The following is an 18,037-nucleotide window of genomic DNA, read 5'->3' as shown; positions in this document are numbered from 1 at the left end:
AGTTGATTACAATCACCAAAATACAAAGAAAAGTAAGTATGTTCTATTCCTTGGGAAAGGTCTTCAGAAGTTGGGATTGTTCCTCAATGGCTGTTACAAACTCCTTTTTTAGGTTCTGAACAAGCTCTGAAACGGGAAGCACATTTTCTATAGTGGTCACACCCTGTCCTGCAGACCAAATGGTCTTCCAAGCTTTGGCTTCGGTATCAAGCTCTTTTCCAAAATCAACTTTGTGTTCTTTTTTCAGGTCCTCTTCAGATATTCCGGCGGCGTTTAAGCTAGCGGCCAAGAAGTTGGCATGAACGCCAGATATGGCAGCGGTGTAGACAATATCACTGGCTCCCGCTTCTATGATCATTTTTCGATACTCCTCCGGGGCCTGACTTTCTTCCACATTGATGAAACGGGTTCCCATATAGGCCAAATCTGCACCCATTTGCATGGCGGAAGCGATGTCTCTTCCAGTACTGATGCAGCCAGATAGTAAAATGGTCTTATGGAAGAATTTCTTGATTTCCGCCACAAGACTCATGGGGTTGATGTTTCCAGCGTGCCCTCCTGCTCCAGCAGAGACCAGGATTAGGCCATCTACCCCTGCTTCGGAGGCTTTTTCGGCATGCCTTTTTTTGATGATATCATGGAATACCAATCCACCATAGCTATGGATGGCATTTACCACTTGGCTCACGGCTCCCAAAGAAGTAATGACCAATGGAACTTTATGTTTCATACAGAGTTTTACATCTGCCTCCAACCTTGGGTTGGTGGGATGAACAATGAGATTTACTCCAAAAGGCGCTGGTTTTTTCCCTGTCTCCTCTTCAAATTGCTGTAACTCTGTCTTTATTTGGATGAGCCATTCCTCAAAACCCTCACTTGTTCTTTGGTTTAAGGCAGGAAAGGTGCCTACAATTCCATTTTTGCAACATTCCACCACCAATTTGGGGTTAGAGATTAAAAACATGGGCGCTGCCACTACGGGAAGCGATAGGTCTTGGATGAATTTGGCTTTTTGGCTCATGGTTCTCGTGTTAAACTATGTTTAAAAATAGAATTAATTAGCGCCCGTTTGGGCTTTAATTTTTAAAACTATGTAATTTTACAACTATTATGCATGCATAACAAATTAACGATAATGTTTTTTAAAGAATTTGAAATACGTTGGAGCGATCTTGATGCCAACCGTCACTTGGCCAATTCGGCCTATATCAATTTTATGAGCCATACCCGAATGGCCTATTTAGGACAATTGGGATTTAACCAAAAGAGTATGGCACAACATAATATTGGCCCCGTGGTCTTTTATGAACACATGTATTATTTCAAAGAAGTATTTGCTGGAAAACCGGTTAAAGTTTCATTGGGATTCAATGGAATGAGCGAAGATGGAATGTTCTTTGAATTTGAGCATAATTTCTATGACAGTAAGGGAAGGAATTTTGCCCGATGTCAGATGATGGGTGCCTGGATCGATTTAAAAGAGCGTAAGCTCATAGGTCTTCCACAACAGTTTCTGGATGCTTTTGACAGCATGGAAAAAGCAGATGACTTTAAGGTATTGACCAAGACTGACACGCGAAAATTTGTTCAGATTCCTATGGACCTGGCTTAGGTTTTTTACTGGCAAGGTATACCCCCATTAAAACTAAAACAGTTGCCAAAATCTTGACCATGGTCAACTGATCTTTACCCGTAAAAAGGGCAAATAGGATACCAATGAGTGGCTGGACATAAACAAAGGCGCCTACGGTGGACGCTTTTAACTCGGTAAGAGCAAAAACATTAAAGAGATAGGTCATAAAAGTGGTCCCTATGACCACAAATGCAATGGCCCCATACGCCCAAAGTGGCATGGTGGACCATTGTATTTCCAGAAACTCGGGTAGTGTAATGGGAAAGTTGATGATAATGGCAATGGTAAAGAGCCACTTCATCAAAGTAAAAGGATGGTACTTTTCAATTAATTTTTTTACCACAATGAGATAGGCTCCATATGCCGTTGCATTGACCACAAATAAAAAGTTTCCAAAAGGGATGTTAGGTGCATCCTGGCGCATCTCGGCCCCAAAAAGAATAAGTCCCAAGGCACCTATAAAACCTAATAGAATACCAAGCGCTTTGTTGAGACTGATTTTTTCTTTGAGAAAAAAAGCCGATAAGACCACAACGATAATTGGGGTTATGGTGACCAGCACAGCACTGTTTATAGGTGTGGAAAGCTGGAGTCCTTTAAAAAACGAAAGCATATTGATGACCATCCCCAAAATGGCACATACCAAAAGTCGACCCCAATCCCTTTTCTCAATTTTCTGTTTTGGTCCAAAAATGGAGATTATCCAAAACAATAGAGCTGCTCCCACCACTCTGAGCATTATAAACCCAAAGGGTTTTACATACGTGGGCATAACCCCTTTGGCTATAGTATGGTTAATACCGTAGATGGTGGTGGCGCCTATAGCTGCCAAAATAGCTAACGTTCTTTTGTTCATGGGTGAAGGGCCTCCTTGGCGGCTTGAACGGTCTTTTTAGAATTTCCTATAAAAATTTGTTCCTCTAGTATGACCACAGGTCTTTTTAAAAAGGTATAATGCTCAACAATGAGCTTTTTATAGTCGTCTTCTGAGAGTTGTTTTTCCTGAAGGCCCATTTGACGATATAACATGGCCCTTTTACTGAAAAGTGATTCGTAGCTGCCAGAAAGTGAAGCCATCTCCTCTACCTGCTGCACCGTCATGGGTTCTGTCTTAATTTCTTGTAATGTTACCCCATCCAACGGTTCCAATTCTTTAAGTATTCGTTGGCAGGTGGTACAATTGCCCAAATGATATATTTTTTTCATGAAATAGGAATAAGTTCACAAAGGAAATCAAATAATCATCAAGCTGTATTAAGAAAGTGCAAATTCCACTGCCTTCTTAGCATGAATCTTTGTGGTGTCAAAAGTTGGTATTGAAGCCTCACTATCAGGAATTAAAATCGGAAGTTCTGTACAACCCAAAATAGCACCTTCGGCTCCTTTTGCCTCCATCTTTCTTATAATTTCCAAACAAATTTCTTTGGATTCGTTAGAGAATACCCCCTTAACCAGTTCATTGTAGATAATGGACTGTAACTTCTCTCTATCATAGGACTCCGGAATTAGAACTTCAAGGCCAAATTGCTCTTCCAGAATTTTGGTGTAAAAATCATTCTCCATGGTAAATTTGGTGCCAAGTAGGGCCACTTTTTTCATTCCCTTTTCTTTAATGGCTTCACCCGTGGCATTAGCTATGTGCAAAAACGGGACTTTTGTGGCATTTGTGATGGCCCCACTCACCAAATGTATGGTGTTGGTGCAAAGTACTATGAGCCCTGAGCCTGCAGCTTCCAATTTTTTTGCATGCAGTGCCATAAGGTCTCCAATTTTGTCCCAGTCTCCAGAGAATGAATGTCGTTCAATTTCATCAAAATCCACAGAGGAAAGTACGCTTGCTGCAGAGTGCGAACCACCCAATTCTTTGCGTACCATTTCATTAATATGTTGATAATAGATTTTGGAAGATTCCCAGCTCATTCCCCCAATCATACCAATAGTTTTCATTTTCTTTCTTTTAGATTATTTGATTTTTGACATGTTCTCGGCTCCTTCCAAAGTAAAGGAAACCAGGAAGTTTTTGATTTTATCGCCCCAAGTTGTTGATGGTCCATCGAAAATGGATACTTCATTTGGGAGACAACAGGTTGTACAGTTTTCCATAATATTTACATTTCGCTAACTATCAATATGTTTAAATAAAATTTTAGAGCTCACCCTTTAGGGTATCCACATATTCCTTGATGACTTCTTCATTTCTTCTGTAGTATGTCCATTTTCCATGCCTTGTTGGGATTACCAAGTTGGCATTTTGCATGGAGTTTAAGTAGGTGGATATGGTGGATTGGGACAATCCAGTTTTGTCTTGGATGTACCCAACGCAAACGCCATCATTAAAATGGTCAATATCTTGATGGGGTGGAAAATTTACTTCAGGCTCTTTTAACCACTTTAAAATATTAACCCTTGTTTGGTTGGACAATACTTTACTGATTTCGACAATATCCATGAGACAAAATTAAACTAAATATTTATATATCTAAAAAAATAGATATGTTTTAACAATTTCTTGTCAATACTTGATGGAGTTAACTAAAAATCTGCAGCCAGCTCTATAATGCTATTTTTGACTATGATTGATTTTTTGGATAAACAAACTCAAAAACAATCAGTTATATTTGTACAAGAACCCAAATCTTTATCAAAATGAAAAAAAACCATTTATGGCCAATGGCCTTGTTGCCACTTCTGCTAATTCCATTGCAACAAGGCATATCCCAAAGAACCAACTTTTCTGCAGGATTGGTTCCAAGCTACAAAACGGATGGCTACGGCTTTAATGCAAGTTTAAACCACTATCATAGTACAACGGATTACCTTCAAGCATCTATTGTCGCCGCCTTTTCCAAAGAGCAACCCAACGCAGGAGTTGAGTTTCCCTATGAGGACTATCTGTTCAATCTAGGGTATTTTACAACGATTCTTACCTCTCCAAAACGCGGATTTTTCATCTTTTTTGGAGGAGGACCCTCCATAGGTTACAAGAACATAAATAATGGAGAGACAGATTTTCCTTTTGATGCTTCGACGGCAGAAAGTAGTTTTATTTATGGGGGTTTTGCTTCTTTTGAAATGGATTTTTTCCTATCCGACCCTCTTTCACTGATTGTTCCCATAACTGGGTTTTATCACTTTAATAGCCCACTCAATGACTCTATGTTGCTCTTGGGTGTTGGACTTAGATACTACCTAAAATAGGTCTAGAGTTCTACTTTCCGCTTTAGATATTGGTTGATTTCCGAATAGGGAAGATTCAGAACAATGGGCCCATCGGCATAGGATGCTACTTCGTATTGATTGTAGATCAGTTGAACTCCGTTTTTGGTGTATCCGATGTTCTCGGCTAAATGAAATGTATCCTTTTCGAACATAAAACCTGTGGCATTTATGTTTTCATCTTGAGGAACATCTTCCTGGATTCTAAACTGGGTCTCAGCAAATTTTTGAAACCCTTCATAATCTTCAAAGAGTTCCCAATTTTCCAGTTCGCTTCCCTTTACTTTGTCAAAATTCAGAAGCGTGCTGGAGCTATAACCATGTGCTCCGCCAGTAAAAGTGTATGAGTTGAGCTCAATAGTAAGCAAGGTATTGTCTTCGTAGATAACCTTTCCTAAGATTTCTGCTTCCCAGCCAACAGTTTCATCTGGAAATTTTAATCGTAGATCATTATAACTTTTGGTAAAGGAGGCCATGGCTTCTTGCATGGTGTTGATGGATTTTTCCTCATCAAATGAAAGCAGACTAATAATTTCTTCCTCCAATGCACGGTTTATGGAAGTTGAAACCGCCAGCTCATCCAGTGCCCTTGGAATATCGATATTGATTTTGGGGCATTCTGCACAGTTTTTGCCGTGCAGTTCAATCGGTTCAAAAGTAAGGTTGTTTCCATTTTCACAACCAAGTATGGGCAACAGAAGGAAGAGTAACAAGAATATTTTTTTCATTGAGGTAGACTTAAGGCTTTTCAAAAATAAGACATGATTGATTACTCCAAAAGATAACGATACATTTGTAGGCATATCACAACAAAATGAGCAAGAAAGAATTAAAATTTAATAGCAAGACCATTCACGGAGGTCAACATCCGGATAAAGCGTACGGAGCAGTAATGCCTCCAATTTATCAAACATCAACATATGCCCAGACCACACCAGGTGGTCATCAAGGATTTGAGTATTCCAGGAGCGGAAACCCTACTCGTACAGCTTTGGAAAACTCCTTGGCAAGCATTGAAAATGGCAATTACGGACTTGCTTTTGCAAGTGGACTTTCGGCCATTGATGCTGTGGTGAAACTTTTAAACCCGGGAGATGAGGTCGTTTCCACCAATGACTTGTATGGGGGAAGTTATAGACTGTTCAAACAGGTTTTTGAAAAATACGGCATAACCTTCCACTTCATTGGAATGCAAAGTACCGAAGTCATAGAGAGCCATATCAATAAGAACACCAAACTCATCTGGTTGGAGACACCCACCAATCCCATGATGAACATAATTGATGTTAAGGCTGCGGCCCAATTGGCCCAAAAACATAACCTGCTTTTAGCAGTGGACAACACCTTTGCCACGCCTTATTTGCAGAGACCGTTGGATTTGGGTGCCGATATTGTAATGCATTCTGCCACCAAATATCTGGGAGGACACAGTGATGTTGTGGTTGGTGCCCTAGTAGTAAAGGATAAGGAGTTGGCGGATAAACTTTATTTTATCCAAAATGCCAGCGGAGCGGTCTGTGGACCTATGGACAGTTTTTTAACGCTTAGGGGAATTAAGACCCTGCATGTTCGTATGCAAAGGCATTGTGAGAACGGGAAGGCCATTGCGGAATATTTGGCAAATCACCCAAAAATTGAAAAAGTATATTGGCCAGGTTTTGAAAACCATCCCAATCATGATGTGGCCAAAAGCCAAATGGATGATTTTGGCGGTATGATTTCTTTTGTGCCCAAAGGAGGAAGCTATGATGATGCCATCAAGATTGTAGAAAAGTTGCAAGTCTTTACTTTAGCGGAGTCGTTGGGAGGTGTTGAAAGTCTTGCAGGTCACCCGGCCAGTATGACACATGCAAGCATTCCAAAAGAAGAACGTGAAAAAAGCGGTGTAGTAGATTCTTTGATTCGTCTTAGCGTGGGTATTGAGGATGTTACGGATTTAATTGCTGATTTAGAACAGGCTATGAATTAAGTTTTTTGAAAAATTTACAAAAAACAGCTATTCAAATTATGTAAATAGTATAATTTTGCCGTCTAATTCATAATTCAATAAAAATCAGCCCTTAACAAATACAAAGGGCAGCTAACAGAAATCCGTTTTATGGAAGAAAAAATCAAAGCGTTTATGGATGAGGTCAAGGCCAGAAATGGCCATGAACCAGAATTCATCCAAGCGGTACAGGAGGTAGCGGAAACCGTTATCCCGTACATCGTAAAACACGATATTTACCATGGAAAGAACATTCTCTTGCGCATGGTGGAACCGGAAAGACTACTCTCTTTTCGTGTAGCTTGGGTAGATGACCAAGGTGAGATCCATGTAAACCGCGGTTACAGGGTTCAGATGAACTCTGCCATTGGCCCTTACAAGGGAGGTCTTAGATTCCATCCAACGGTAAATGCCAGTGTATTAAAGTTCCTAGCATTTGAGCAGGTCTTTAAAAACAGTTTGACGACCTTGCCCATGGGCGGAGGAAAAGGAGGTTCCGATTTTGACCCCAAAGGGAAATCGGATGATGAGGTAATGCGTTTTTGCCACGCATTTATGACCGAGCTATGCAGGCATATTGGTGCAAACACCGATGTTCCCGCAGGGGATATTGGCGTAGGATCACGTGAGATCGGATTCTTGTTTGGAATGTACAAGAAAATCAGGAATGAGTTCACCGGAGTGTTGACAGGAAAAGGTCGTTCTTGGGGAGGTTCATTGATCAGACCTGAAGCAACGGGATATGGTACGGTGTATTTTGCCGACAGTATGCTCAAGACAAAAAATGAATCCTTCAATGGAAAAAATGTAGTGATTTCCGGTTCTGGTAATGTGGCACAGTATGCTGCAGAAAAGGTGCTCCAACTTGGAGGAAAGGTTCTTACACTTTCAGATTCTGGAGGCTATATTTATGATAAAGATGGCATTGACAATGAAAAATTGGCCTATGTCATGGACCTTAAGAACAATCGTAGAGGTCGAATTTCTGAATACGCAGAAAAATATTCCTCCGCAGAATACCATCAGGGCAAAACACCATGGGGTGTTACCTGTGACGTAGCCCTACCCTGCGCCACTCAAAATGAGTTGAGCGGAGAGGATGCTGAAACTTTGATCAAAAATGGATGTATAGCAGTGGCGGAAGGCGCCAATATGCCTTCTACTCCTGAGGCCATTCACGCTTTCCATGATGCGAAAATTTTGTTCGCCCCCGGAAAAGCTTCCAATGCAGGAGGTGTGGCCACCTCAGGATTGGAGATGTCTCAAAACTCATTGAGAATAAGCTGGACACGCGAAGAAGTGGATGACAGGCTTAAGGGCATCATGAACGATATCCATGATTCCTGCATTGAGTACGGTCAAGAAGAAGGAGGCTATTGCAACTATGTGAAAGGAGCAAATATTGCCGGATTTGTAAAAGTTGCAGATGCAATGTTGGCGCAAGGAGTAATCTAAGCCTACAAGAAACAAATAGCTATAAAGGCGGTTACCGCTGGAGTGTTTATTTTTACTCCCAAGGTAACCGCCTTTTTTAATGGGTCCATGCAAATAACCACCAAAGCCATAGTTCTTTCTTCCCTAAAATATGGGGATACCAGTCTCATTGTAAAGGCGTATACGGCATCCGATGGATTAAAATCGTATTTGTTAAAGGGAGTTTTGACGGCCAAAAGAGGAAAGCTCAAACCTGCTTATTTTCTTCCTTTGATGCAATTGGAGTTGGTGGCCAATCACCGAAATAAGGGCACATTGGAAAGTATAAAAGAAGCCAAAGTATCCACACCTTATAAAACACTGCATACAGATATCTTAAAAAATAGTATTGTGCTTTTTCTGGCCGAGATGCTGGTCAACAGTATTCAAGAACAAGAGCAAGATGAGGGACTTTTCAACTATTTAGAATATGCTCTGTTTTGGTTGGATGAGCATGCACCAGACCCCAATTTCCACAATCTCTTTTTAATCAATCTTACCAAGTATTTGGGATTCTATCCAGATATCCATGATCGGAATGCCCCCTATTTTGATTTGGCGGAAGGCAGTTTTACCAGAACACCCAGCCTCAATCCCATGATTGAAGGGGAAAACCTGAAAAATTTCACAACAATTTTGGGCATGAATTTTGATGCTTTAAAGGCGTTAAAATTGGCCAAAACAGACCGGCAAGAATTGCTTAAAAAGGTTATTCTGTATTTTGAATTACATTTGCACGGATTCAGAAAACCCAAGTCTTTGGCCGTCTTAAATGCAGTTTTTCAATAGTCGTATGCGCATTCTTGGAATAATCCCCTTCTTATTCTTCCTGTTCTTTTCTTCCTCGGTTTTGGCGCAGGAGATAACCATTTTGGATTCAGATTCGGGAATTCCGGTTGTCAACATAGCAATCTACAACAAGGACAAATCAAAAACTACCATATCCGACCAAAATGGAAAATGTGACCTGGAGGTTTTTGAAAGGAATGAAAAAATTACGTTCAAGCACATCAGCTACGAAGTATACACAACCACCAAGGCACAAATTGGCAAAAAGGGAAACAGGGTCTATCTGAGCCTTAAGGCTGAAGAGCTTCAAGAAGTTGTAATGTCTGTGTCCAAATGGGAACAACAAAAAAAGCATGTCCCCCAAAAGATTGAGTCCATAGATGCCCAAAGTATTTCAATTGCCACACCCCAAACCTCAGCAGATTTATTGCAGACCAGCGGAAAAGTGTTTGTGCAAAAGAGTCAGCTGGGAGGTGGAAGCCCTATGATCAGGGGTTTTGCCACTAATAGATTGCTGCTCTCTGTAGATGGTGTTCGCATGAACAATGCCATATTCAGGGGAGGTAACATTCAGAATGTAATTTCAATTGACCCTTTTACGGTAAAAAATACAGAAGTCATCTTTGGTCCGGGATCGGTGATTTATGGAAGTGATGCCATTGGAGGTGTTATGAACTTTTTTACAAAGAATCCCCACTTCTCGTTTACGGACAGCCTTGCCGTATCTGGAAGAGTGGATTACAGATTTGCATCGGCCAATAATGAAAACACAGTCCATGCCGACCTTAATCTCGGAAAACAGAAATGGGCTTCTTACACCAGTTTCACTTATAATAATTTTGATGATTTGGTGATGGGAAAACATGGACCTGACTCTTATTTGCGTAGCAATTTTGCTGCTAGGCGAAATGGAACCGATGTCCTTTTGGAGAATGGGGATTCGCGAAAACAAGTCACTTCGGGCTATGATCAATTCAATTTTCTTCAAAAGGTTACCTATAGACCCAATACCACCTGGAAATATGATTTGGGATTGCATTATTCCGAAACCTCGGACTTTTCAAGATATGACCGTTTGATTCGCCCCGACAACTCTGGTGATGGCCTCCGTTCTGCGGAATGGTTCTATGGCCCACAAAAATGGTTTATGGGCAACCTTCAAATCACAAAAAAAGGAAAGAACAAGTTCTATGATGGAGTGAAGTTGACCACGGCTTATCAGCATTTTGAAGAAAGTAGGAACGAACGAGGCTTTCAAGATGATGAACGCTTCACTAGCCAAGAAAAAGTGGATGCCTTATCCGTGAACCTGGATTTTGAGAACAAAAAGATTGGAGATTTAAGACTGTATTATGGTGCGGAATACATTTTCAATAAAGTGCATTCCCAAGGAAGCCAGAAAAATATAGTATCCAACGAAACCATAGATGCAGCTTCTCGTTATCCTGATGGGGCGACATGGCAGACCTTTGCAGGATACATTAACGGAGAATATCAATTAAAGCCCAATTTCACTTTGTTGTCCGGGGCAAGGTACAGTCAGGTCTGGGTAGACGCCCAATTTGATAAAACTTTTTATCCATTTCCGTTTGATGAGGCTGACCTCATCACTGGGGCTTTCACCGGCAGTTTAGGGTTCAGCTGGTTTCCAAAAGCGGATTTGCAGGTTACCCTAAATGGGTCTACAGGATTTAGGGCACCAAATATTGATGACATCGGAAAAATATTTGATTCAGAACCCGGTTCGGTAGTGGTTCCCAATCCCGAACTTGAACCAGAGTATGCGTATAACGCTGAAATGGGGATACGGAAAAATTTCAAGGACAAATTGGTCCTAAAAGGGGCAGCCTATTATACCTATTTGGTTGATGCGTTGGTAAGACGCGATTTTACCTTTAATGGGGAATCAGAAATAATGTTCCATGGAGAATTGAGCAATGTACAAGCAATCCAAAATGCTGCTAAGGCCTATGTCTATGGTTTTGAGTTTGGATTGGACGCTTATTTCAATGATAATTGGGCCGTTTCTTCAAATTTGACACTCACCGAAGGCACCGAGGAAGATGATGATGGAATGGATTCTCCTGCACGACATGCAGCACCAACTTTTGCAGATGTCCACCTCATTTGGAAAAATCAAAAAGTAAAAGCCGATTTCTTTCTGAATTACAACGGGGAAATCAATTATGCAGACCTCGCATTGTCCGAAAGGAGCAAAGCCTATATCTATGCCAGTGACAGTGACGGAAATCCTTATTCTCCATCTTGGTATACCCTGAACTTTAGGTCCCAATATCAAATTTCCAACGCGCTAAAGGCAACAATGTCCCTTGAAAATATTACCAATCAGAGATACAGGACATATTCTTCTGGTATTGTGGCCCCGGGGACCAATCTTATTTTAAGTCTTGGATATTCCTTTTAAAAACAAAGGCATGGAATGTTCCACGCCTTTGATCTTATCTATTTTATAGATAACCTCTTATATTTTGATGCTATCTATAGCTTGTTTTGCAGCATCTTTGGCTTTATCTAAGGATTCCTCGCCGGCTTCTTTAACCTTATCCATGGTTTCCTCTCCAGCTTTCTTGATACTGTCCAAGGCTTGTTCGCCCAAATCAACGGCCTCTTTCCCAGCCTCTTTTACCGCATCAACGGCCTCATTTGTGGCATCCTTTAGGTCATCTCCGGCTTCATCAAGGGTTTCACCTACTTCTTCCGAAGCTTCTTTGGCCTTGTCAGCCGCCTCTTTACAGGACGTGAAAACTGACATTGACACAGAAAGTGCAATGATTGCAATTAGAATTTTTTTCATTTTAATAATGGTTTAGTGTTAATAGAGAAGGAAGATAATCAATTTGCGAGAAACTAGATTTTCGATATCATATTTAGTCTAAGCCCGTTACAAAAATTCAAAAGCTGTTTTGAAGGCTATTAATTCCGTCTAAATTTATAATTTTGCAAACTTGGAATTCTAGAAGAAGTAGCAGTATTTATGAAGTTTGCGGAGTACAAAGGATTGGATTTGCCCAAGGTATCAGAAGAAGTTCTGAAATTTTGGAAAGACAACCAGATTTTTGAGAAAAGTGTGTCCACAAGAGAGGGTGGGGAGAGCTATGTGTTTTTTGAAGGGCCTCCTTCGGCAAATGGCATGCCTGGAATCCATCATGTTATGGCGCGTACCATCAAGGATATTTTCCCCAGGTACAAGACCATGAAGGGCTATCAGGTAAAACGAAAAGCTGGTTGGGATACCCATGGACTTCCAATTGAGATTGGAGTAGAAAAGGAATTGGGAATCACCAAAGAGGATATTGGCAAAAAAATCTCGATAGAAGAATACAATGCTGCTTGTAAAAAAGCGGTTATGCGCTATACGGATGTCTGGAATGAGATGACCGAAAAAATTGGGTACTGGGTAGATATGGATGACCCCTATATCACCTACAAATCCAAATATATGGAGTCTGTTTGGTGGTTGCTAAAACAGATTTATGATAAGGGACTTTTGTACAAGGGGTATACCATTCAGCCCTATTCGCCAAAGGCGGGAACTGGATTAAGCTCACATGAGCTTAACCAACCCGGCACCTACCAGGATGTTACCGATACAACCGTTACGGCCCAGTTCAAGGCTAAAAAAGAATCGCTTCCAGAATTTTTGAAAAGTGTTGAAGGCGATATTTATTTCCTGGCTTGGACGACTACTCCCTGGACTTTACCTTCCAACACTGCACTAACTGTAGGGCCAAAGATTGATTATGTCTTAGTGAAAACATACAATCAATACACTTTTGAGCCTACTAAGGTGGTATTGGCCAAAGCTTTGGTGGGGAAACAATTTTCTGGAAAGTTTTTTGAAGCGGAGACGCAAGAAGAATTCAAAAATTATACTGCTGGAGACAAGAAAATACCTTATCAAGTTGAGCAGAGTTTTGCCGGAAAGGATTTGGTAGGAATCAGATATGAGCAACTATTGCCATTCGCCCTGCCCTATCAGAATCCAGAGAATGCTTTTCGGGTTATTTCTGGGGATTTTGTGACCACTGAAGACGGTACCGGTATCGTACATACGGCCCCCACCTTTGGTGCGGATGATGCCATGGTTGCAAAACAAGCCAAACCAGAAGTACCTCCGATGCTTGTCCTGGACGAGAACAACAACCCTGTTCCGTTGGTAGACCTTCAAGGTAGGTTTAGACCAGAAATGAAGGAATTTGGTGGTAAATACGTCAAAAACGAGTACTACGATGATGGAAAAGCTCCAGAAAGGTCCGTTGATGTTGAGTTGGCCATCAAACTAAAGGAAGAAAACAAGGCCTTTAAAGTTGAAAAATATGTCCACAGTTACCCTAATTGCTGGCGGACGGACAAACCCATCTTGTATTACCCACTGGATTCATGGTTCATTAAGATAACCGATGTAAAAGATCGTATGTTTGAGTTGAACCAGACCATCAATTGGAAGCCTAAGGCGACCGGAGAAGGACGTTTTGGAAACTGGTTGGCCAATGCAAACGATTGGAATCTTTCCCGCTCTCGTTATTGGGGTATCCCACTACCTATTTGGAGAACCGAAGATGGTTCGGAAGAAATGATTGTTGGATCAGTTGAAGAACTCAAGGCAGAAATGGCGAAGGCGGTAGATGTTGGTTTTATGGAAAGGGACATTTTCCAGGATTTTGTTGTGGGTGATATGGACGAGGCCAACTATGACAAAATAGATTTGCACAAGAACATCGTAGATCAAATCACTTTGGTTTCACCTTCAGGTAAACCTATGAAAAGGGAATCCGATTTGATTGATGTGTGGTTCGATAGCGGTTCAATGCCCTACGCACAATGGCATTATCCTTTTGAAAATCGTGATTTGGTTGATGAAGGCAAAGCATTTCCAGCCAATTTTATTGCAGAAGGGGTAGACCAGACCCGTGGATGGTTTTATACACTGCATGCCATTGCCACTATGGTTTTTGACACCATCTCCTATAAAAATGTGGTCTCCAATGGACTGGTTTTGGACAAGGAGGGTAAAAAAATGTCCAAAAGACTTGGGAATGCAGTTGACCCATTTAAGGTGCTTCCCGAGCATGGACCTGATGCCACTCGTTGGTATATGATTTCCAATGCCAACCCCTGGGACAACCTAAAGTTTGACATAGACGGAGTTGTTGAGGTAAAGCGCAAGTTTTTTGGAACGCTGTACAACACCTATTCCTTTATGGCACTCTATGCGAATATTGATGGATTTACCTATTCCGAGGCTGATATTCCTTTAGAGGAAAGACCAGAAATAGACCAATGGATCCTTTCAGAACTGCATACCCTCATCAACAAGGTAGATGAGGCCTATAGTGATTACGAAGCTACCCGAGCAGCTAGGGTGATCTCGGATTTTGTCCAGGAAAACCTGAGCAATTGGTATGTTCGCTTGAGCAGAAGACGTTTCTGGAAAGGAGAGTATGGTCAAGATAAGATTTCTGCCTACCAGACTCTTTATTCTTGTTTGGCAACTGTGGCAAAATTGTCGGCACCGTTGGCTCCATTCTTTATGGATAGATTGTACAAGGATTTGGATGCCTCTTCACAAAAAGAAGGTTTTGAAAGTGTGCATTTGGCCCATTTCCCAGTTTTTGATGCCGGCATGGTAAACCAAAACCTGGAACGAAAGATGCAATTGGCCCAAAAAATCTCTTCCTTGGTACTTTCCATTCGTCAAAAGGAAAAAATCAAGGTGAGACAACCTTTGCAAAAAATCATGATTCCAGTGTTGGATGAGGGGCAGCACAATGATATCCTTGCGGTTTCAGATTTAATCAAATCAGAGGTCAATGTAAAGGATATAGAACTGCTTGATGATGCTTCGGGAATACTCGTAAAGCAAATAAAGCCCAACTTCAAGGTTTTGGGTCCCAAATACGGGAAGGATATGAAAGCTATTGCCGCAGCTGTTGGCAAAATGGAGCAGGAGGATATCCAAAAAATTGAGAAGGAAGGCGAATTAATGCTGCAATTGGAAAATAAAAGCATTAATTTACAGTTAACCGATGTAGATATCAGTTCCCAAGATATTGAAGGTTGGCTGGTGGCAAGCTCCGGTCCTTTGACCGTTGCTTTGGATGTCACCATAAACGAAGCCCTTAAAAAAGAGGGAATTGCACGAGAATTGGTCAACAGGATTCAGAACATTAGAAAAGAATCTGGATTTGAAGTTACCGATAAGATTGATATCAAGATATTGAAGGACGGGCTTGTGGAAAATGCGGTTTCCAGCAATGAGGAATATATCAAAACTGAAACCTTGACCGCAGAACTCGACTTTGAGGAAAATTTAGAAGAAGGTATTGCAATTGCCTTCGATGAAGTAAATACAAAATTGTTTATTCAAAAGCACTAGCATATGGCAAATGAATTAAAAGTAAGATATTCGGATAAAGAACTCGATGGGTTCAGAATGTTGATCGAGGAAAAGATTGAAAAAGCACAAAAGCACTTGGAACTTTTGAAAAGCTCCTATATGAACGACGGAAACAATGGTACGGATGATACTTCACCTACGTTTAAGGCGTTTGAGGAGGGTTCCGAGACTATGAGCAAAGAAGCCAACACTCAGTTGGCCATCCGTCAGGAAAAGTTCATTAGGGACTTAAAGAATGCTCTTTTGCGAATAGAGAACAAAACCTACGGAATCTGCAGAGTAACCGGAAAGCTGATCAATAAAGAGCGGTTAAAGCTGGTTCCGCATGCCACCTTGAGCATTGAGGCAAAGAACATGCAGAAGTAGCCAAATGTCATGGCCTTTTTAGCTATGAGGGCTTTGGTCTTTTTGCTGACCTTTTGTTCTGTATGCAGCCTGCAAGGGCAAAAACTGGTGAAGAAGGCCCTAATTGGTCCTAGAACTGCTTCCATTCATATAGATGCACAATTCTGTTTTCAAGTTGATGTAAGTACCTCAAACAAGGATGAAGTAGAGGTTATTGCAAACATTGAAGGCGAGTATGCAAAAGATTTGTTGGTGACCATCAAGGAAGAAGGTCCGACAGTTCTGATCGGTGCTGGTTTTCAACCCAATTTTGACAAGCCAAACGACAAACTCAGTGCCCACAAGGTCATTTCCATAGCTTTACATGTAAGCGTGCCCCAATACAAAGAAGTGCACATTTATGGCACCAATAGTAACGTAATGGTACAGGGAGAGTACAAAAAACTGGATGTGAAGTTGGCAGATGGCAGATGTGTTCTGGACAATGTGGTTGAAACTGTTGATGTGACCACCCAAAAAGGTGATATCCTACTCTCTACTTCCATGGGAAATATAACAGCTAAAAGCGTTTATGGAAAGGTTTACCAGGATAGTATTCCCGAAGGGCACAATCAATTTATTTTGAATACCGTAGAGGGTAATATCCGCCTACAAAAAACAAAATAATATCCCTACTTTTGCGCAATCTCTAATAAAATTATGAGCCTGAAAAAATCCTTGTTGATAATAATTTTGGTCCTATTGGCGGATCAGGTGAGCAAGATATACATAAAGACCAATTTTGTTTATGAACAAACGGAAATCATTTTCTCATGGTTCAAAATTTATTTCATTGAAAACTCAGGAGCTGCCTGGGGTACAAAACTGAGTGATTTTCTCCCAATTTCAGAATCGACAGGAAAATTGATTTTGACCATCTTTAGGATTTTTGCGGTCTTTGGAATAGGATATTGGCTTTGGGACATCATCAAAAAAGGGTCACCAAAGACACTTATTTTTGCGGTTTCGCTCATTTTTGCAGGTGCATTGGGCAATATCATTGATTCAGTTTTTTATGGGATGATCTTTGATCATAGCTATGGACAGGTCTCCACATTATTTGCCGATGAACCCTATGGAAGTTTGTTCCATGGCAGGGTGGTGGATATGCTCTACTTTCCTTTGATAGACACCACTTGGCCAGATTGGGTACCTTCGTTTGGAGGACAACGGTTCCGCTTTTTTGAACCGGTATTCAACATAGCCGATACCGCCATAAGCACTGGGGTGGGAATCTTGATTGTTTTCAACAAAAGAGCCTTTCCTAAGAAAGAAGAAATTCAGGAGACAACGGATCAAAACTCATAGACCTTATTGGGAGTCACGCAATAGTTTAGCTTAACGTCGCTTTGGCTCACATCCGTTATTGGATTTTTCTCGGGTTCAAAAAACGACAAACCGATTTTTATAACATCTTCCCTGCACTTGCTCAAGAAAGTATCGTAGAATCCTTTTCCGTAGCCAACTCTGTTTCCTTCCATGTCAAAGGCCATAAGTGGAATAAAGACTACGTCTATTTTTTCTTCAGGAATAGGGATGCCATCTTCTGGCTCCGGAATATTCCATTTGTTTTTTCTTAAAACCGTACTGTCTGTTAAAAGATAGTTGTCCATAGTGTTAACCCCACTTACCTTGGGGACAACCACATGCTTATCTTTTCCTTGAAGCATAGTGATCAATGGCAGGGTATCAACTTCTTTGTTCTCTTGGATGCTTAAAAAGGTGTGGAAATAAAAAAAATCCCAAATAGGGATTCTAAGTACATGATTTGCTAAGGTTATACTGTAATCTGATATTTTTGAACTGGTTAAATCAGTTCTCAGATTTCTGTATTTTTTTCTTAATTCATGCTTCAACATTGGATGTTGAAAGATTTTGGGGTGTGTTTTGGGGCGCGTTGGGGATTACTCCCTGGTTGATACAGCGAAAAAGATTTTGAAGAACAACATCAAAATCAAATACATTCCCAAAACGATAACATAGTTTTCCATAAGAATTGTATTTATACGGTTAAATGTAGGTAAAAGAATTGAAAAATTCACCATGAAATGCATTTTTTATCGATGAAATACATCTTTTTTAGCAGCTGTTTAACATTTTTTACGTAACATTTAACCTTTCCTTTGGTTAACACGAT

18 protein-coding genes are annotated in these 18,037 nt (G+C 40.8%); 10 read left to right on the top strand and 8 right to left on the bottom strand.

Annotation, left to right across the window (positions count from 1 at the left end):
- Nucleotides 1-43: 43 nt before the first annotated feature.
- On the bottom strand, nucleotides 44-1,021 hold the full coding sequence (locus DX873_RS09720; RefSeq protein WP_116184254.1) for an NAD(P)H-dependent flavin oxidoreductase: 978 nt from the start codon (nucleotides 1,019-1,021) through the stop codon (nucleotides 44-46).
- A 114-nt stretch (nucleotides 1,022-1,135) separates the two neighbouring features.
- On the opposite strand from DX873_RS09720, the gene DX873_RS09715 reads away from it, so the two are divergent.
- Entirely contained in the window at nucleotides 1,136-1,612 is a 477-nt protein-coding gene (locus tag DX873_RS09715) for an acyl-CoA thioesterase (protein ID WP_116184253.1), read from the top strand.
- Here DX873_RS09715 and DX873_RS09710 read toward each other — a convergent pair.
- From DX873_RS09710 to DX873_RS09695, 4 genes are all read right to left on the bottom strand, one after another.
- Nucleotides 1,596-2,489 carry a DMT family transporter gene (locus DX873_RS09710; protein ID WP_116184252.1) on the bottom strand — a complete coding sequence of 298 codons (894 nt, stop codon included), beginning with the start codon at nucleotides 2,487-2,489 and terminating at the stop codon, nucleotides 1,596-1,598. The genes DX873_RS09715 and DX873_RS09710 overlap by 17 nt on opposite strands.
- Complete coding sequence (locus tag DX873_RS09705; protein WP_116184251.1) at nucleotides 2,486-2,839, bottom strand: arsenate reductase family protein; 354 nt, start codon at nucleotides 2,837-2,839, stop codon at nucleotides 2,486-2,488. Before DX873_RS09705 ends, DX873_RS09710 begins: the two co-directional genes overlap by 4 nt.
- Before the next feature lie 48 nt (nucleotides 2,840-2,887).
- Nucleotides 2,888-3,580: an aspartate/glutamate racemase family protein gene (locus DX873_RS09700; RefSeq protein WP_116184250.1), complete on the bottom strand. Its 693-nt coding sequence runs from the start codon at nucleotides 3,578-3,580 to the stop codon at nucleotides 2,888-2,890.
- 199 nt (nucleotides 3,581-3,779) lie between these two features.
- Nucleotides 3,780-4,082: an ArsR/SmtB family transcription factor gene (locus DX873_RS09695; protein WP_116184249.1), complete on the bottom strand. Its 303-nt coding sequence runs from the start codon at nucleotides 4,080-4,082 to the stop codon at nucleotides 3,780-3,782.
- 197 nt (nucleotides 4,083-4,279) lie between these two features.
- Here DX873_RS09695 and DX873_RS09690 point away from each other — a divergent pair, with 197 nt between their 5' ends.
- Nucleotides 4,280-4,831 carry a conjugal transfer protein TraO gene (locus tag DX873_RS09690; protein ID WP_116184248.1) on the top strand — a complete coding sequence of 184 codons (552 nt, stop codon included), beginning with the start codon at nucleotides 4,280-4,282 and terminating at the stop codon, nucleotides 4,829-4,831.
- 2 nt (nucleotides 4,832-4,833) lie between these two features.
- Here DX873_RS09690 and DX873_RS09685 read toward each other — a convergent pair whose 3' ends face one another.
- Nucleotides 4,834-5,577, bottom strand: a complete 744-nt coding sequence (locus DX873_RS09685; protein WP_116184247.1) for a DUF3298 and DUF4163 domain-containing protein — start codon at nucleotides 5,575-5,577, stop codon at nucleotides 4,834-4,836.
- 86 nt (nucleotides 5,578-5,663) lie between these two features.
- Between DX873_RS09685 and DX873_RS09680 the strand changes: the two genes are divergently transcribed.
- From DX873_RS09680 to DX873_RS09665, 4 genes are all read left to right on the top strand, one after another.
- A complete protein-coding gene (locus DX873_RS09680; RefSeq protein ID WP_116184246.1) occupies nucleotides 5,664-6,818 on the top strand; it encodes a cystathionine gamma-synthase in 1,155 nt (384 codons plus the stop codon).
- 129 nt (nucleotides 6,819-6,947) lie between these two features.
- Nucleotides 6,948-8,291 carry an NADP-specific glutamate dehydrogenase gene (gene gdhA, locus DX873_RS09675; RefSeq protein ID WP_116184245.1) on the top strand — a complete coding sequence of 448 codons (1,344 nt, stop codon included), beginning with the start codon at nucleotides 6,948-6,950 and terminating at the stop codon, nucleotides 8,289-8,291.
- Between the two features lie 87 nt (nucleotides 8,292-8,378).
- Nucleotides 8,379-9,098 (top strand): DNA repair protein RecO, encoded by a 720-nt coding sequence (gene recO, locus DX873_RS09670; RefSeq protein WP_116184244.1) that lies wholly within the window; start codon nucleotides 8,379-8,381, stop codon nucleotides 9,096-9,098.
- Nucleotides 9,082-11,523 carry a TonB-dependent receptor plug domain-containing protein gene (locus tag DX873_RS09665; protein WP_116184243.1) on the top strand — a complete coding sequence of 814 codons (2,442 nt, stop codon included), beginning with the start codon at nucleotides 9,082-9,084 and terminating at the stop codon, nucleotides 11,521-11,523. Before recO ends, DX873_RS09665 begins: the two co-directional genes overlap by 17 nt.
- 57 nt (nucleotides 11,524-11,580) lie before the next feature.
- Here DX873_RS09665 and DX873_RS09660 read toward each other — a convergent pair whose 3' ends face one another.
- On the bottom strand, nucleotides 11,581-11,913 hold the full coding sequence (locus DX873_RS09660) for a hypothetical protein (RefSeq protein ID WP_116184242.1): 333 nt from the start codon (nucleotides 11,911-11,913) through the stop codon (nucleotides 11,581-11,583).
- Nucleotides 11,914-12,093: 180 nt separating this feature from the next.
- Between DX873_RS09660 and ileS the strand changes: the two genes are divergently transcribed.
- The 4 genes from ileS to DX873_RS09640 all read left to right on the top strand — a co-directional run bounded on the left by ileS (nucleotide 12,094) and on the right by DX873_RS09640 (nucleotide 17,208).
- Nucleotides 12,094-15,495: an isoleucine--tRNA ligase gene (gene ileS / locus DX873_RS09655; protein WP_116184241.1), complete on the top strand. Its 3,402-nt coding sequence runs from the start codon at nucleotides 12,094-12,096 to the stop codon at nucleotides 15,493-15,495.
- Nucleotides 15,496-15,498: 3 nt separating this feature from the next.
- Nucleotides 15,499-15,882, top strand: coding sequence for a TraR/DksA family transcriptional regulator (locus DX873_RS09650; RefSeq protein WP_116184240.1), 384 nt, complete (start codon nucleotides 15,499-15,501; stop codon nucleotides 15,880-15,882).
- 87 nt (nucleotides 15,883-15,969) lie between these two features.
- Nucleotides 15,970-16,527: a hypothetical protein gene (locus DX873_RS09645; protein ID WP_232520891.1), complete on the top strand. Its 558-nt coding sequence runs from the start codon at nucleotides 15,970-15,972 to the stop codon at nucleotides 16,525-16,527.
- A 33-nt stretch (nucleotides 16,528-16,560) separates the two neighbouring features.
- Nucleotides 16,561-17,208: a lipoprotein signal peptidase gene (locus DX873_RS09640; RefSeq protein WP_116184238.1), complete on the top strand. Its 648-nt coding sequence runs from the start codon at nucleotides 16,561-16,563 to the stop codon at nucleotides 17,206-17,208.
- On the opposite strand, the gene DX873_RS09635 is transcribed toward DX873_RS09640, so the two are convergent.
- On the bottom strand, nucleotides 17,196-17,759 hold the full coding sequence (locus tag DX873_RS09635) for a 5-formyltetrahydrofolate cyclo-ligase (protein ID WP_116184237.1): 564 nt from the start codon (nucleotides 17,757-17,759) through the stop codon (nucleotides 17,196-17,198). The two genes, DX873_RS09640 and DX873_RS09635, sit on opposite strands and share 13 nt — an antisense overlap.
- Nucleotides 17,760-18,037 lie beyond the last annotated feature (278 nt).

The sequence above is a fragment of the Flagellimonas nanhaiensis genome, from assembly GCF_003382275.1.
Lineage (GTDB): Bacteria > Bacteroidota > Bacteroidia > Flavobacteriales > Flavobacteriaceae > Flagellimonas > Flagellimonas nanhaiensis.
Note: the sequence above shows the minus strand (reverse complement) of the source record. Positions and strands in the feature narration are given on the sequence as shown.